General features: G+C 58.6%; 10 protein-coding genes, 1 tRNA gene, 1 pseudogene and 1 riboswitch. Of the genes and pseudogenes, 8 read left to right on the forward strand and 4 right to left on the reverse strand.

What is annotated here, in order from left to right; all coding sequences use genetic code 11:
* From QVP03_RS05790 to QVP03_RS05800, 3 genes are all read left to right on the forward strand, one after another.
* Positions 1 to 1,873, forward strand: a 1,873-nt coding sequence (locus QVP03_RS05790) for an elongation factor G (protein WP_288210670.1), incomplete at its 5' end; no start/stop codon positions are given.
* 297 nt (positions 1,874 to 2,170) lie between these two features.
* Positions 2,171 to 4,408 carry an inorganic phosphate transporter gene (locus QVP03_RS05795; RefSeq protein ID WP_022332602.1) on the forward strand — a complete coding sequence of 746 codons (2,238 nt, stop codon included), beginning with the start codon at positions 2,171 to 2,173 and terminating at the stop codon, positions 4,406 to 4,408.
* Positions 4,409 to 4,661: 253 nt separating this feature from the next.
* The gene (locus QVP03_RS05800; protein WP_018696307.1) at positions 4,662 to 5,228 is read left to right on the forward strand and encodes a DUF4924 family protein; all 567 of its coding nucleotides are present in this window, start codon (positions 4,662 to 4,664) and stop codon (positions 5,226 to 5,228) included.
* 213 nt (positions 5,229 to 5,441) lie between these two features.
* On the opposite strand, the gene QVP03_RS05805 is transcribed toward QVP03_RS05800, so the two are convergent.
* Entirely contained in the window at positions 5,442 to 5,939 is a 498-nt protein-coding gene (locus tag QVP03_RS05805) for a GNAT family N-acetyltransferase (RefSeq protein WP_026318447.1), read from the reverse strand.
* 63 nt (positions 5,940 to 6,002) lie between these two features.
* Positions 6,003 to 6,164: a 50S ribosomal protein L34 gene (rpmH, locus tag QVP03_RS05810; RefSeq protein WP_018696309.1), complete on the reverse strand. Its 162-nt coding sequence runs from the start codon at positions 6,162 to 6,164 to the stop codon at positions 6,003 to 6,005.
* Between the two features lie 244 nt (positions 6,165 to 6,408).
* On the opposite strand from rpmH, the gene murA reads away from it, so the two are divergent.
* A complete protein-coding gene (gene murA / locus QVP03_RS05815) occupies positions 6,409 to 7,725 on the forward strand; it encodes a UDP-N-acetylglucosamine 1-carboxyvinyltransferase (protein WP_022332606.1) in 1,317 nt (438 codons plus the stop codon).
* Positions 7,726 to 7,799: 74 nt separating this feature from the next.
* Positions 7,800 to 8,378, forward strand: a complete 579-nt coding sequence (locus QVP03_RS05820) for a thymidine kinase (protein ID WP_018696311.1) — start codon at positions 7,800 to 7,802, stop codon at positions 8,376 to 8,378.
* A 178-nt stretch (positions 8,379 to 8,556) separates the two neighbouring features.
* Here the strand turns inward: QVP03_RS05820 and QVP03_RS05825 are convergent, their stop codons facing one another.
* Both QVP03_RS05825 and QVP03_RS05830 read right to left on the reverse strand, forming a co-directional pair.
* A complete protein-coding gene (locus QVP03_RS05825; RefSeq protein ID WP_022332607.1) occupies positions 8,557 to 9,249 on the reverse strand; it encodes a hypothetical protein in 693 nt (230 codons plus the stop codon).
* Positions 9,230 to 10,699 (reverse strand): carbon starvation CstA family protein, encoded by a 1,470-nt coding sequence (locus tag QVP03_RS05830; RefSeq protein WP_022332608.1) that lies wholly within the window; start codon positions 10,697 to 10,699, stop codon positions 9,230 to 9,232. The genes QVP03_RS05825 and QVP03_RS05830 overlap by 20 nt, the downstream gene beginning before the upstream one ends.
* 131 nt (positions 10,700 to 10,830) lie before the next feature.
* Here QVP03_RS05830 and QVP03_RS05835 point away from each other — a divergent pair.
* The 3 genes and pseudogenes from QVP03_RS05835 to QVP03_RS05845 all read left to right on the forward strand — a co-directional run bounded on the left by QVP03_RS05835 (position 10,831) and on the right by QVP03_RS05845 (position 14,561).
* A tRNA-Thr gene (locus QVP03_RS05835) sits at positions 10,831 to 10,903 on the forward strand.
* 61 nt (positions 10,904 to 10,964) lie between these two features.
* A riboswitch (cobalamin riboswitch) is annotated at positions 10,965 to 11,185 on the forward strand.
* A 168-nt stretch (positions 11,186 to 11,353) separates the two neighbouring features.
* Entirely contained in the window at positions 11,354 to 12,424 is a 1,071-nt protein-coding gene (locus tag QVP03_RS05840) for a YncE family protein (protein ID WP_117507798.1), read from the forward strand.
* Positions 12,425 to 12,444: 20 nt separating this feature from the next.
* Positions 12,445 to 14,561 (forward strand): annotated as a pseudogene (locus tag QVP03_RS05845) (TonB-dependent receptor).
* The last annotated feature ends 197 nt before the right edge of the window (positions 14,562 to 14,758 follow it).

Here is a 14,758-nt window from a genome sequence, read left to right on the forward strand (position 1 = left end):
CAAGGTGGGAGACGTCGGCGTATTCCTGTTCAACGCACAAAACGGCTGGGAGGTCGGCAGCGAAATCCAGGCCCGCTATGCACGCCTGCTGAAAAAACCCGTCATCGGCGTGGTGAACCAGCTCGACGCCGAGAAAGCCAATTTCGAAGCCACGATCGAGTCGATCAGGGCCGCATCGCGCGTGAAGCCCGTCATCGTACAATACCCCGTCAATCAGGGGCCGGAATTCAACGCCTTCATCGACGTGCTGCTGATGAAGATGTACCGCTTCAAGGACAATGACGGACACCGCGAGGAACTGGAGATCCCCGCCGAGGAGATAGACAAGGCGCAGGAACTGAACAAGGAGCTGGTCGAAATGGCCGCCGAACACGACGAGGCGCTCATGGAGCTCTACTTCGACAAAGGTACACTCACGCAGGACGACATTCGTGCGGGTCTGAAAATCGGCGTTTCGAAACGCGAGGTGATGCCGATCTTCTGCACCAGCGGCAAGCGCGACATCGGCACCAAGCGCCTGATGGAATTCATCATCAACGTGGCACCCGGCCCGCTGAAGGCTCCGTGTTTCCTCTCGACCGAGGGCGAGGAGATCGCCGCCGCCGAGACGGCACCCGCCGTGGCGTTCGTATTCAAGAGCCAGGTCGAACAGCATATCGGCGAGATCACCTATTTCCGCGTCATTCGCGGCAGGATCGCCGAGGGCACCGAGCTGGTAAATACCCGCACGGGCAACAAGGAGAAGATTTCGCAGTTGTTCGCCGTGGCGGGCAAGAACCGCATCAAGGTCACGGAGCTGTCGGCCGGCGATATCGGCTGCACGGTGAAGCTCAAGGGCACGCGCACCAACGACACGCTCTCGGCTCCTTCGGCACCGGTCAGCATCGAACCCATCGTCTTCCCCGAACCGCGCTACCGCGCCGCCGTGAAGGCCAAGGAGCAGAGCGACGAAGAGAAACTGGGCAAAGTCTTGAACGACGCCAAGTTCGAAGACCCGACGATTCTGGTCGAATACTCCAAAGAACTGAAACAGACCATCATCCAGGGTCAGGGAGAACACCACCTGAATATTCTGCGCACACGCATCGAGAAGGAGAACAAGCTCTCCTACGACTATATCGCACCGAAAATCCCCTACCGCGAGACCATCACCAAGGTTGCGCAGGCCGATTACCGCCACAAGAAACAATCGGGCGGTGCCGGGCAGTTCGGCGAGGTGCATATGATCATCGAACCCTACTACGACGGCATGCCCGAGCCCAAGAACTACAAGGTTCCCGGCAAGGGCGACATGATCGTGAACCCCAAGACCAAGGAAGAATACGACCTGGCATGGGGCGGCAAATTGCAATTCTACTCGGCGATCGTGGGCGGCGCCATCGACGCACGCTTCATGCCCGCCATCCTGAAGGGTATCATGGAGAAGATGGACGAAGGCCCGCTGACGGGTTCCTACGCCCGCGACATCCGCGTGGTGGTATACGACGGAAAGATGCACCCGGTGGATTCGAACGAAATCTCCTTCAAACTGGCGGCGCGCAACGCCTTCAAGGAGGCTTTCCGCAACGCGGGGCCCAAGATCATGGAGCCGATCTACAATGTCGAGATACTCGTCCCGAGCGACTACATGGGCGCCGTGATGTCCGACTTGCAGAACCGCCGTGCGATGATCGCCGGAATGGAGTCCGACAAGGGCTTCGACCGTCTGAACGCCATGGTTCCGCTGGCTGAACTATACCGCTACTCGACGACACTCTCGTCGCTGACGTCGGGCTCGGCCACCTATACCATGAAATTCTCGTCCTACGAGCAGGTGCCGGCCGACGTGCAGGACAAGCTGCTGAAGGCCTACACCGATACCGACGACGAATAATCCCCGGCAGCGGAGAAATACAGCGGGAGGGCAATCCCCCTTCCGGGCAAGGGCGGGCAATTATGCCCGCCCTTTTTCGCCGTCCGGGAACCGGCAGTCCCCGCCTCCGCCCACCGGTGCTCCGCACGCCCTGGGGTATGGCGTATGCCCCCAATCCGCCCGGCATCCCGGCATATCCCGCGCGGCCGCAACGAACAGAGCCGCCTCATGTTAAATTAATGTTAACAATTCGGTGTCAAAACCGCTTCGTCGGAAAAAATGGCGTAAATTTGTTCACAATTTGCACTAAATCCTCACATGAGCGAAATCTACACCGTAATCGTAGTTATTCTGGGAATCCTCGCCATTTCAGGTCTTTTCGTCGGCGTCACGAACGACGCAGTCAATTTCCTCAACTCTGCCATCGGCTCCAAGGCCGCTTCGATGCGGGTCATCCTCACCGTCGCCTCTGTCGGCATTATCGTCGGCGTAGTCACCTCGAGCGGCATGATGGAAGTGGCCCGAAGCGGCATGTTCAATCCCGGACTGTTCACATTCCACGAGGTCATGATGTTATACCTGGGCGTGATGTTCGCCAACATTATCCTGCTGGATCTCTACAACTCGTGGGGACTGCCCACCTCGACCACCGTCTCGCTGATCTTCTGCCTGCTGGGCTCGGCCATCGCCGTGTCGATCTACAAGATCTCGAACGACCCCGCGCTGGGCGTCGGTTCTCTCGGGCATTTCATCAACACCTCGCGCGCCATGGGTATCGTCTCGGCGATTCTGCTGTCGGTAGTCATCGCCTTCACCTGCGGTACGATCGTCATGTATATTTCGCGTACGATCTTCTCGTTTCGCTATACGGTGATCTTTCGCCGCTTCGGGTCGTTGTGGTGCGGCGCATCGCTTACGGCGATCATCTATTTCGCAGTCTTCAAAGGACTCAAATCGCTGCTTGCGGACAATGCCTTCGTCGGAATGGTCGACCGGCACCTGCTGCTGTCGCTCTTCATCTGCTGGGTGGCATGCTCCGTGCTGCTGTTCTTCATCCAGCGGTTCAAGATCAACATCCTGCGCATCACGATCCTGTCGGGGACGTTCGCCCTGGCACTGGCTTTCGCGGGCAACGACCTGGTGAATTTCATCGGCGTACCCGTCGCCGGATTCGACGCCTTCTCGATCGCCAAGCATTCGGGTGACCCGCAGATGATGATGGGGGCACTCTCGGAAAACGTCCCGGCCAATTTCCTGATTCTGCTTGCCGCAGGGGCGATGATGATCCTCACGCTCTGGACTTCGAAAAAGGCCATGCACGTCTCCGAAACCGAGTTGTCGCTCTCCGCAGCGCAGGAAGACGAAGGCCCCGAGCAGTACGGTTCGTCGGTCATGTCCCGTACGATTGTCCGCGCAGCGCTCAATATCAACGCCGGCATCGAACGGATCATCCCCGCACGCGTACGGGCAGCCGTCTCACGCCGTTTTGAATACGAGGACATCGAACATAGCGGCGCCCCCTACGACATGATACGCGCTACGGTCAACCTCACAACCTCGGCCATGCTGATCGCCATAGCCACCTCGCTCAAACTCCCCCTGTCGACCACCTATGTCTGCTTCATGGTAGCCATGGGTTCGTCGCTCGCAGACCGCGCATGGGGCCGCGAAAGCGCCGTGTACCGCATCTCTGGCGTCATGACCGTCATCGCTGGGTGGTTCATCACGGCGCTGGGCGGATTCCTGATCGCCTTCGTCGTCGGACTTGCCCTGATCTACGGCGGCACGATGGCCTTCGTTATCGTCACGGTACTCTGCGGCTACATGCTCATCCACAGCAATTTCCTCAAGAAAGGCAAGACATCCGCCGCCCCAGCCGCAGCCGGGGTGAAATCCCAGAGCACGGAAGACATCATCATCAACCTGCGCGACGAAGTATGCCGTACGATGGAGTCGGCGACAAAGATCTATGACCGTACGCTGATCGCCGTATTCAAGGAGAACCGCAAGGTGCTGCGCGACATGGTCAAAGAGTCGAACGACCTCTTCTACCAGTCGCGCGAGCGCAAATACACGCTGCTGCCCACGCTCAAAAAGCTCCAGAGCAGCGACGTCAACACGGCCCACTACTACGTGCAGGTGGTCGACTACCTCAACGAAATGACCAAGGCGCTGATGCACATCACGCGCCCGGCGTTCGAACACATCGACAACAACCACGAAGGGCTTTCGAAGGAGCAGGCCAAAGACCTCATGTCGATCAACGACGACGTGGAGTCGATCTACCGCCATATCAACCAGATGCTGCGCGACGGCGATTTCTCCGAAATCGAGATGGTGCTCACGCTGCGCGACCAGTTGTTCGAGTCGATCGCCGAAGCCATTAAATCGGAGCTCTCGCGCATCAACGAAGCCCGCTCGAATACCAAGGCCAGCATGTTGTACCTGACGATCCTCACCGAAACCAAAAACATGGTGCTGCAATCACGCAACCTGCTCAAATCACAACAATACTTTCTCAAGCACCGCACGGGGCCGCAGAAGTGGATTAAATAACGGCTACGTATAAATCCCTGCATTCCGTTTGCAGCGGGATAAAAGCAGACGCGGCAACGGGCGCCCGGAGCAGACGGGCGGAAACCGCAGCCGTTCGGGAAAAAACCACGAACGCTCCGCCAAAACGGCTTGCAGATAGTTTTAGCTACCTTTTGTCACCCAAAGGTACTCGAGATTGCTTTTTTGCAGAGAAAACACATAACCGCATCCTGCACGAAAGCACACGACAGGTTACACAAAAAACGCATACGACATGGATATAGCACAGGTCAAGCGGCGGGAGAACATCGCCGAATACATCCTTTACCTCTGGCAGTTGGAAGACCTGCTGCGGGCGCTGCAATTCAGCCCCGAGGCGATCTTCTCGACGCTGATCGCCCCCCGCAAGGACATCGCCGAGGAGCAGAAGCACGTCTACCTGCTGTGGTACATGGACATCGCCAATCTCCTGCATCAGGAAGGCAAGGACGAGAAAGGGCACTTGGAGCATACGCTCCACCTGATCGGCGATCTGCACGACCTGCACCTGCAATTGATGAAGCTGCCCGTCGGCGCACATTACCGCCAGACCTACGCGAAGCTGGAGCCCGAGCTGCCGCGCCTGCGCGCCGTACTGGGCAATCCCGGCATGAACGACACGGAACTCTGTTTCCGCGCACTCTACGCGGCGATGCTCTACCGCATCAAGGGCGAGGGTGACAAACAGGCCGTCACCGACACGCTCGAATACATCTCGCCCGTCATCGCCGAGCTGGCAGACATGTACGGCAAAGTCGAACGCGGAGAAATCGACCTGTTCAAGACCGACACGGCGAAATAGACCGTTCCGGGGCCGACGCAGCCAAACAGCGCACCCGGGCACCCGAAGCGGGATGCCGGCATCGGGCAACAGCCCCGCCACCGAAGACTCCGGCAGCCCGGGAAGGGCCGAGAGCCGCGCCAAATCACCTGCGACCGGCCTCCAAGCGAAAAAACGGACGCCCACAAAGGCATCCGTTTTTATCTTGCGAACCGCAGCAGCGACGCGCCGGCCCTACTTTATATCCAACCCCATGATATAGTCGTTCATATAATATCCGTCACCGATCGGGAAATCGCCTTCGCGCAGTTTGCGCATCCCCATCCGCTCGTAAAAGTGCAGCGCCCGGTTGTTGCGGTTGACGTTCAGCTCCATGCGGCAAGGCGCAGGATGCACCGAACGGATATATTCCACGGCATGGCGGAACAGGAATTCCCCGGCACCGATTCCCTGGAAGCGGGGAAGGACATAGATTTTCTGCAAATGGAAAAGGTCTTCGGCCTCGTGCTGCACCGAAAGGTAACCGCACGGTTCGCCGTCGGCCGAGGCGATGAACCAGGCGAACTCCCCGCACATCTCGCGCGCAAGCACCTCCGCCCCATACATCCACTCCATCATATACTCCATCTGCGACGGGGTGATGATCCCGCGGTAGGTCGCGGGGAACACCTCGTCGGCAAGGCGGCGTATCAGGGCGCAATCGGCCTCACAGGCCCGTCGTATCGTCAGCATCATCTGGAACAATAAAAAAAGGCCGGCACGAAAGCCGACCTCTTAGTCATTTTCCCGCAGGAATTAAGCGTACTTGAACGTCGACTCGTCCGATACGGTCAGCTTCTTGCGACCTTTTGCGCGACGTGCAGCCAGCACCTTGCGGCCGTTCGCCGTAGCCATACGGCTGCGGAAACCGTGCTTGTTGATTCTCTTCCGGCGCGAGGGCTGGTAAGTTCTCTTCATTGCCATAGCTATATAATTTTTGTTGTTTCAGACATTTTTACGGATTGCAAAAGTACAACAAAAAAGTTATCCGCAAAAATTTTTCAAGAAAATATTTCAAAAAGCCGGGTAAAAAGCATGAAATCTTTTTATCTTTGTCAAAGAGAGTGGCCGCCGACAAAGCCGCATGTCCGCACGGGACATGTCCGCACGGCAGGGGCGGCTTACGGCGGGAAACGGTTCCTGCCGTTAATTTTCACGGATTATGGCGATTTTCAAAGTTGAAGGAGGCCATCGGCTCCACGGCAGCATCACGCCCCAGGGCGCCAAGAACGAAGCGTTGCAGATACTCTGCGCCACGCTGCTGACCCCCGAACGGGTTACGGTGCACAACATTCCCCAGATCCTCGACGTCATGCAGCTCATCGAACTGCTGCGGCGCATGGGCGTCGAGGTCGAACAACTCGCGGAGGGTACATACAGTTTTTGCGCCCGCGAAATAGATTTCGACTACCTCCGCACGGAGGACTACCGGCAACGCTGCATGCGCCTGCGCGGCTCGGTGATGCTCATCGGCCCCATGCTGGCGCGCTTCGGCGTGGGTTACATACCCAAACCCGGCGGCGACAAAATCGGCCGGAGGAGGCTGGACACCCATTTCCTCGGGTTCCAGAAGCTGGGTGCGAAGTTCAATTTCGACATCGCCGACGAATTTTTCATGGTCGAGGGCCGCGAGTTGAAAGGAACCTACATGCTGCTGGACGAAGCATCGGTGACCGGTACGGCCAACATCGTGATGGCCGCCGTGATGGCCAAGGGCTTCACGACGATCTACAACGCCGCCTGCGAACCCTACCTGCAACAGTTGTGCAAGATGCTCAACCGCATGGGCGCACGCATCTCGGGCATCGCCTCGAACCTGCTGACCATCGAGGGCGTCGAGTCGCTCGGCGGCACGGAGCACACGCTGCTGCCCGACATGATCGAGGTGGGCAGCTTCATCGGCATGGCCGCCATGAACCAGTCGGAACTGACGATCCGCAACGTATCGTTCGAGAACCTGGGCATCATCCCGGCGCAGTTCGCCCGCATGGGCATCCGTTTCGAGCAGCATGACGATGACATCTATATCCCGCAACAGGAACATTACAGCATCGACACCTTCCTCGACGGGTCGATCATGACGATCGCCGACGCCCCGTGGCCGGGGCTTACACCCGACCTGCTGTCGATCTTCCTCGTGGTGGCGACGCAGGCCAAAGGTGCCGTGCTGATCCACCAGAAGATGTTCGAAAGCCGCCTGTTCTTCGTCGACAAGCTGATCGACATGGGGGCGCAGATCATCCTCTGCGACCCGCACCGTGCCACGGTCATCGGCCACGACCACCGCATCCGCCTGCGGGCCACGCGCATGACCTCGCCCGACATACGTGCGGGTGTGGCGCTGCTGATCGCCGCCATGTCGGCCGAAGGGGTTTCGACGATCCAGAATATCGACCAGATCGACCGCGGCTACAAGGACATCGACGGGCGTCTGAACGCCCTCGGCGCACGGATTACGCGCATCGACGACTGCGAATAAGAGGGAAGGCCAAACGGCAGCGCCGCAGCGGGGAACAAGACTGAAACAAGATTAAGAAACACGATTGGGAGCTTATGTTTTTGGAAAATGCCAGCCGCAAGGGCTGGATCGAAGTAATCTGCGGCTCGATGTTCTCGGGTAAGACCGAGGAGCTGATACGCCGCCTCAAACGCGCCAGGTACGCAAACCAGAAAGTCGAGATATTCAAACCCCGCATCGACGTGCGCTACTCGGAGGAGGAGGTCGTTTCGCACGACGCCAACGCCATCCGCTCCACGCCGGTCGACTCGCCGCGCAACATTCTGCTGATGACCTCGGAGGTCGACGTCGTGGGCATCGACGAAGCGCAATTCTTCGACGACAGCATCGTCGAGGTCTGCCGCGAACTGGCCGACAGCGGCGTGCGGGTCATCGTCGCAGGGCTGGACATGGACTACACCGGCAAACCCTTCGGGCCGATGCCGGCGCTGATGGCCACGGCCGAATATGTCACCAAGGTGCACGCCATCTGCGTCCGCTGCGGCAACCTCGCCCATCACTCGCACCGCCTCACACAGGACGAAAAGCTGGTCGTACTGGGCGAAACGGACTCCTACGAAGCCATCTGCCGACACTGCTTCAAAGAGCTGGTACGCGACAAGAAAGAGAAATAAGCGCAACGGGCTCGCACGGGGAACCGGGCACCTGCCAGCCTACACCAAGAAAAGCACACCGAGGGCTACAAACGCGCCACCGAAGGACATTTCAAACGTCGCATGGCCTATGCGGATCGCAGCCGGCAACAACCCCGCCCTGCCGAAGCCTGCGAAGAATAGCGGACACACCTGCGGCCTACTGCGCAGCCTGCAGCGCAGCGATAAACCCGGGCCACAATACCCACAGGTTCTCGGTCTGCAACCAAAGTTCGCGCGCCTGCGCCTGCACGGAGGGACGTTCGCCCTCGATATCCCGCAGGTAAGCATCGTCGGCAGGGTGCTCGGCGGCCGTAAATTCCCGGAAAAAAGGCGCAAACCGCGTCTTGAAATGCAGCAACTCCCCTTCGGGAAGCGTCCCTTCACGACGGAATGCCGACCAGAGCAGCAATATCCCGCGGCTGGCACATTTGTCCGAAACGTCGTTTATCACTTCGTCGAACAGTTCCTGCTCGTCCATCGCCAGGTAATCGAACGCCAAGAGTTCGCTCCCCTCGAGGTGGTCTTCGGGATCCAGCTCCAGGAGCATCTCCAGCAGCGCCGCAGACATCTCGAAATCGTTGATCAGAAAGTGGTCGATGGCCGAGGCACGGATCAGTTCGAGCGCAGACTGCGAATTGCGGTGGCTCCATTCGAGGTTGATCTCTTCGTCTTCGGGCAGCAACCCCGCAAGCCGCTGGAATGCCTGGTAACGTTCATTGCAGGCATCTTCGACATTCCCCGCGGCCTCCAGCTCACGGGTGTGTGCCAAAACCCTGGTGAAATTATACGGCCCGTCGCCGACGATTTCGAAAGTCTGGTCGGGCGTGGGGTTAAGATATGCTTTTTGCATCGCAGCGCATTTTAAAAATCATGGTTATCAGTATAGCGAGTGTCAGCGCGCCGCCCAGCAGGTAGGCCGCTGCCCGGTCGCGCATGCCGCACATAAGCGGCGATATAAAGACATAGGACATGCAGACGTAGGTCATGACCAGCGCCGGCAGGAGCCCCACACAGCGGTTACGGCCCCGTTTGTTCAGGTAGGCCGTAATCATCCACAGCGTGACCATCGCCAGCGTCTGGTTCATCCATGCGAAATAGCTCCACATGGCCTCGAACGGCAGGCAGAAAATAATGACCAGCCCCGCAGCGAAGAGCGGGATGCTGATATAGATTCGCTTGCGCAGGCTGCGCTGTTCGAGCCCCATGAAATCGGCCACGATCAACCGTGCCGAACGGAACGCCGTATCGCCCGAGGTGATGGCGCAGGCCACAACCCTGAAGATCACCAGTCCGGCCAGCACTTCGCCCAGCGTAGTGCGGGCGATGACATCGACCATCACGGCCGCCAGCCCACCATATTCCGCAATCGCGGCATTCAGCCCGGAGGCACCGTTCCAGAAGGCCATGGCGATGGCCGCCCATATCAGCGCGATGATGCTCTCGGAGATCATGGCGCCGTAAAACACGGGGCGAGCCTGCCGTTCGGAGCGCAGGCAGCGTGCCATCAGCGGCGACTGGGTCGCATGGAAGCCCGAAATAGCGCCGCAGGCGATGGTCGTAAAGAGCATCGGCAGGATCGGAAACCGCTCCGGGTCGGCAATGCAATTTTCCAGAGAAATAAACTCGGGGATCGTATATTTGCCGCTGAAAAGCAGCACGGCGAGGATTCCCAGCGCCATGAAAAGCAGTGCGCAGCCGAAAACCGGATAGATACGGCCGATGATCTTGTCCACGGGCAGCAACGTCGCCACGATATAATAGATCAGGATAACGCCCAGAATGATGAGCAGCAACCACGAGAACCCGCCGAAGGCGATACCCGACAGCGCCGGGGCGTCGATACGGTTGGCGATCAGCTGGGCGGGCTGCGACAGGAAGATGGCGCCGACGAGCACCATCAGTCCCACGGAAAAGACCCGCATAAGCTGCTTTACCCCCGGCCCGAGGTAGGTGCCGACGGTCTCGGGCAAACTCGCACCGTTGCTGCGCAGCGAGACGATCCCGGCGATGAAGTCGTGCGCCGCCCCCATGAAGATACCGCCGAAGGTGATCCACAAGAATGCCACGGGGCCGTATGCCGCGCCCAGTACGGCACCGAAAATCGGCCCCAGCCCCGCGATATTGAGCAGTTGTATGAGGAAAGTCCTCCACATCGGCATCGGGATATAATCCACCCCGTCGAACGACGTGGCCGAAGGCACAGGCCGCGCAGCATCCACGCCGCACAGGCGTTCGAGATAGCGTCCGTAGGTGAAATATGCTGCCATGAGGAGCCCCAGGCACCCCAGGAAAGTAATCATAACCCGGTCTGTTTTCGGTTAGTTTTGACGCGAATATAGCAAGAAATGCGAGAATTTTCCGAAAATTGTTGCGAGAAAAATATTTTTTTCAGATATTTGCAATCCCAAAGAGAGCTTAATGTTCTCGGTAAGCCGAAATAGCTCAGTTGGTAGAGCGTTTCACTCGTAATGAAGAGGTCCCGGGTTCAAGTCCCGGTTTCGGCTCGGAAAGGTCGCCATACGGCGACCTTTTTTCGTTATAAGGCCTTGCGAACCCGAATTTTTTATACTTTTGTTGCGCAATGGTTCGCAAAGGGGTTCCGCAACCCCCTGACCGATTAAAAGGGAATGCCGTGAAAATCGGCAACAGTTCCCTCTGCTGTGAGTTCCTGCCACCCGAAATGGCACAACAAGTCCTGACAATCTTTTGCCACTGGCCCCAGTCCGGCCGGGAAGGCGTCTCGACGGGAACGAGTCAGAAGACCTGCCGTTGCAATGATTTTACAATCCAGGGGAATGGATCGTGATCGGCATGAAGAGCCTGCCGGCAAGGCATATTCCCGGATGTAAAATCAGTTTGACAAATACGAAGGCCGCACCGGACATCCGATGCAGCCGGCTGCAGCCCCGTACCAGGGAAGAGGTGGGGCGGGCCGTTTCTTTAATTTTCGACGCATGAAACGGATTTTACGACATATCCTGCCCGTGATCCTGTGCCTGCCGGCACTGGGCGGCTGCATGAAGTGGGACTACGCAGACATGGAAGAGTTCGCCGCGACGGGGCCGGGGTTGTTCATCACCAACGAGGGAAATTTCCAGTACGGCAACGCCACGCTCTCCTATTACGACCCGGCAACGAAAAAGGTCGAGAACGAGGTTTTCTACCGTGCCAACGCCATGAAGCTGGGCGACGTGGCACAGTCGATGACCATCCACAACGATTTGGGATGGATCGTCGTGAACAATTCGCATGTCGTCTTCGCAATCGACCTCCGTACATTCAAGGAGGTGGGCCGCATCACGAACCTCACCTCGCCGCGGTACATCCACTTCGTCTCCGACGAAAAGGCCTATGTGACCCAGCTCTGGGACAACCGCATTTTCATCGTCAACCCCAGGCGGTACGAGATCACGGGCTACATCGAGTGTCCCGGCATGACACCCGGATCGGGATCGACCGAGCAGATGGTACAGTACGGGCAATACGTCTACGTGAACTGCTGGTCGTACCAGAACCGGCTGCTGAAGATCGACACCCGAACCGACAGGGTGGTGGACGAACTGGTCGTCGGCGTACAACCCACATCGCTGGTACTGGATGCCAACGACAAGTTGTGGACGATCACCGACGGCGGTTACGAAGGCAGCCCCTACGGATATGATGTTCCGGCACTGTACCGCATCGACGCCGCCTCGTTCCGCCTGGAAAAGCAGTTCCGTTTCAGAGAGGGGGATGCACCCTCGGAAGTGCAGCTCAACGGCACGCGCGACACGCTGTACTGGATCAACAAGGATGTCTGGCGCATGCCCGTAGCTGCCGAGCAGCTCCCGGCGCGCCCGTTCCTCGAATACCGGGAGACGAAATATTACGGGCTGACGGTCGACCCGGACAACGGCGACGTTTACGTGGCCGACGCCCTCGACTACCAGCAGCAGGGGATCGTCTACCGCTATACGGCCGACGGCGACGCGGTAGACGAATTTTACGCGGGCGTTACCCCGGGCGCCTTCTGCTGGAAACGATAACCCGACAAACACGCGAAGCAATGAAGAGACTCCTAATTCCGCTGTTCAGCATCGCCCTCTGGTGGAGCGCCGCCGCCCAGGACAAGGCGCAGTCGGACGGAGGGTGGTGGAACGAGAATCCGTCGCTGGTGTTGCCCATCCGCGCAGTCGGGGTGACGGGCGTGAAGCCCATGAAAGAAATAGGCGTTCAGAAAACGCAGCTCGACACGCTCGTCCTGCACGAGAACATTGCCCTGTCGATGGCCGACGTGCTGACATTCAATTCGTCAATCTTCATCAAGCAATACGGACGGGCGACGCTTTCGACGGTCGCATTCCGCGGCACGGGCCCTTCGCATACGCAGGTGGTGTGGAATGGCATGCGTATCAACTCGCCGATGCTGGGCATGACCGATTTCTCGATGATTCCCTCCTACTTCGTCGACGACGCACAACTGCTGCACGGCACCTCGTCGGTCAACGTCACGGGCGGCGGCCTGGGCGGTGCGGTCATGCTGGCGACCAAACCCGCCGATACGCAGGGCTTCGGGCTGCAATACACCCAGGGCATCGGGTCATTCTGGACGACGGACGAATTCCTGCGTCTCACCTACGGCAACGACCGCTGGCAGACCTCCACGCGCGTGGTATATTCGTCGTCCCCCAACGAATATTCCTACCGGAACCACGACAAGAAGGAAAACATCTACGACGACGAGCACAACATCATCGGTTCGTACTATCCCCGCGAAAAGCACGACGACGGAGCTTTCCGCGACTTCCACCTGTTGCAGGAGGCCTATTACAACACGGGCAACGGAGACCGGTTCGGCCTGAACGCCTGGCTGATCGCCTCGAAGCGCGGGCTGGGGCGCATGACGACCGATTACGGCGATCCGAAGAAATTCATCAACGAACAGCGCGAACGCACGCTGCGCAGCGTGCTGTCGTGGGATCACCTGCGCCGGAACTGGAAAGTCGCGGCCAAGGCCGGATACATTTACAGTTGGTTCGCCTACGACTACGCCAACGACGTGGGCAACGGGAAACTGGAATACATGACCAACTCCCGGAACTGGTACCACACGCTCTTCGTCTCGGGCGAAGGGGAATACTACATAGGCCGCAAATGGCTCTTCACGGCACAGGCCGACCTGCACCAGCATTTCGTCACGAACAACGACCGCAGGATCATCTCGCAGGACATGAACCGAAAGACCGTCGGGTACGACCACGCGCGCACGGAGCTTTCGGCCAGCATCACGGCCAAATGGATGCCCACCGAACGGCTGGGGCTGTCCGTCACGCTGCGCGAAGAGATGTACGGCGCGCAGTGGACGCCGCTCATCCCGGCGTTCTATGCGGACTACCTGATCTCGAAACGCGGGACGATCCGGGCAAAAGCCTCCGTATCGCGCAACTACCGTTATCCCACGCTCAACGACCTCTACTTCCAGCCGGGCGGGAACACCGACCTCGTGCCGGAATCGGGGTTCTCGTACGACGGCGGGATATCGTTTGCCATAGGGAAGGAAGGAGTATATTCGCTGCACGGCGAGGCGACATGGTTCGATTCCTACATCGACGACTGGATTCTCTGGCTGCCGCTGGGCGGCAACACCAACTACTGGACGCCGCTCAACATGAAGGACGTACACGCTTACGGCGTGGAACTGAAAGCCGGGTACGACCGTATGCTCTCCAAGGAGTGGCAGCTGGGGCTGGACGGCAACTTCTCGTGGACGCCCTCGGTCAACCGGGGCGAAGCGTTCAGCAAGGGCGACCGGTCATTGGGCAGGCAACTCCCCTACGTGCCCGTATATTCGGCCGCGGTGACGGGGCGTCTGGCCTACAAAAGCTGGCGCCTGCTATACAAGTGGTGCTATTACAGCGAGCGGTTCACCATGACGAGCAACGCCTTCACCGACACGGCAACGCCTTCACCTACACGGGCAACGTCCCCTACTACCTGATGAACGACGTGACACTCGAAAAGCTGTTTTCCGCGCGCTGGGCCGATCTTTCGGTCAAGGCCGCCGTCAAAAACCTCTTCGACGAAGAGTATGTTTCCGTGCTGGGACGCCCCATGCCGGGGATAAATTTCGAAATATTCCTCGACATCCGCCCCAAATGGGGGAAGAAAAAAGCCAGGGATTGATCTGACCCGCACAAGGGCATCGGCAGGCCGGCACTATTCCGATTCCCTGACTCCGAATCACGGCCCGGCGGTAAGAACTTTCCCGGGAAAGGACGTTTCGTAGGAGCATGGCAAAAAGAGTTTTCGTGACATCTTCCCCGAAACGGCGTCCCGGAAATAAAAAGCCCGGATCCGCAGGGATCCGGGCATACCGATAA

This window comes from Alistipes sp. CAG:29, assembly GCF_000435435.1.
Classification (GTDB): domain Bacteria; phylum Bacteroidota; class Bacteroidia; order Bacteroidales; family Rikenellaceae; genus Alistipes; species Alistipes onderdonkii.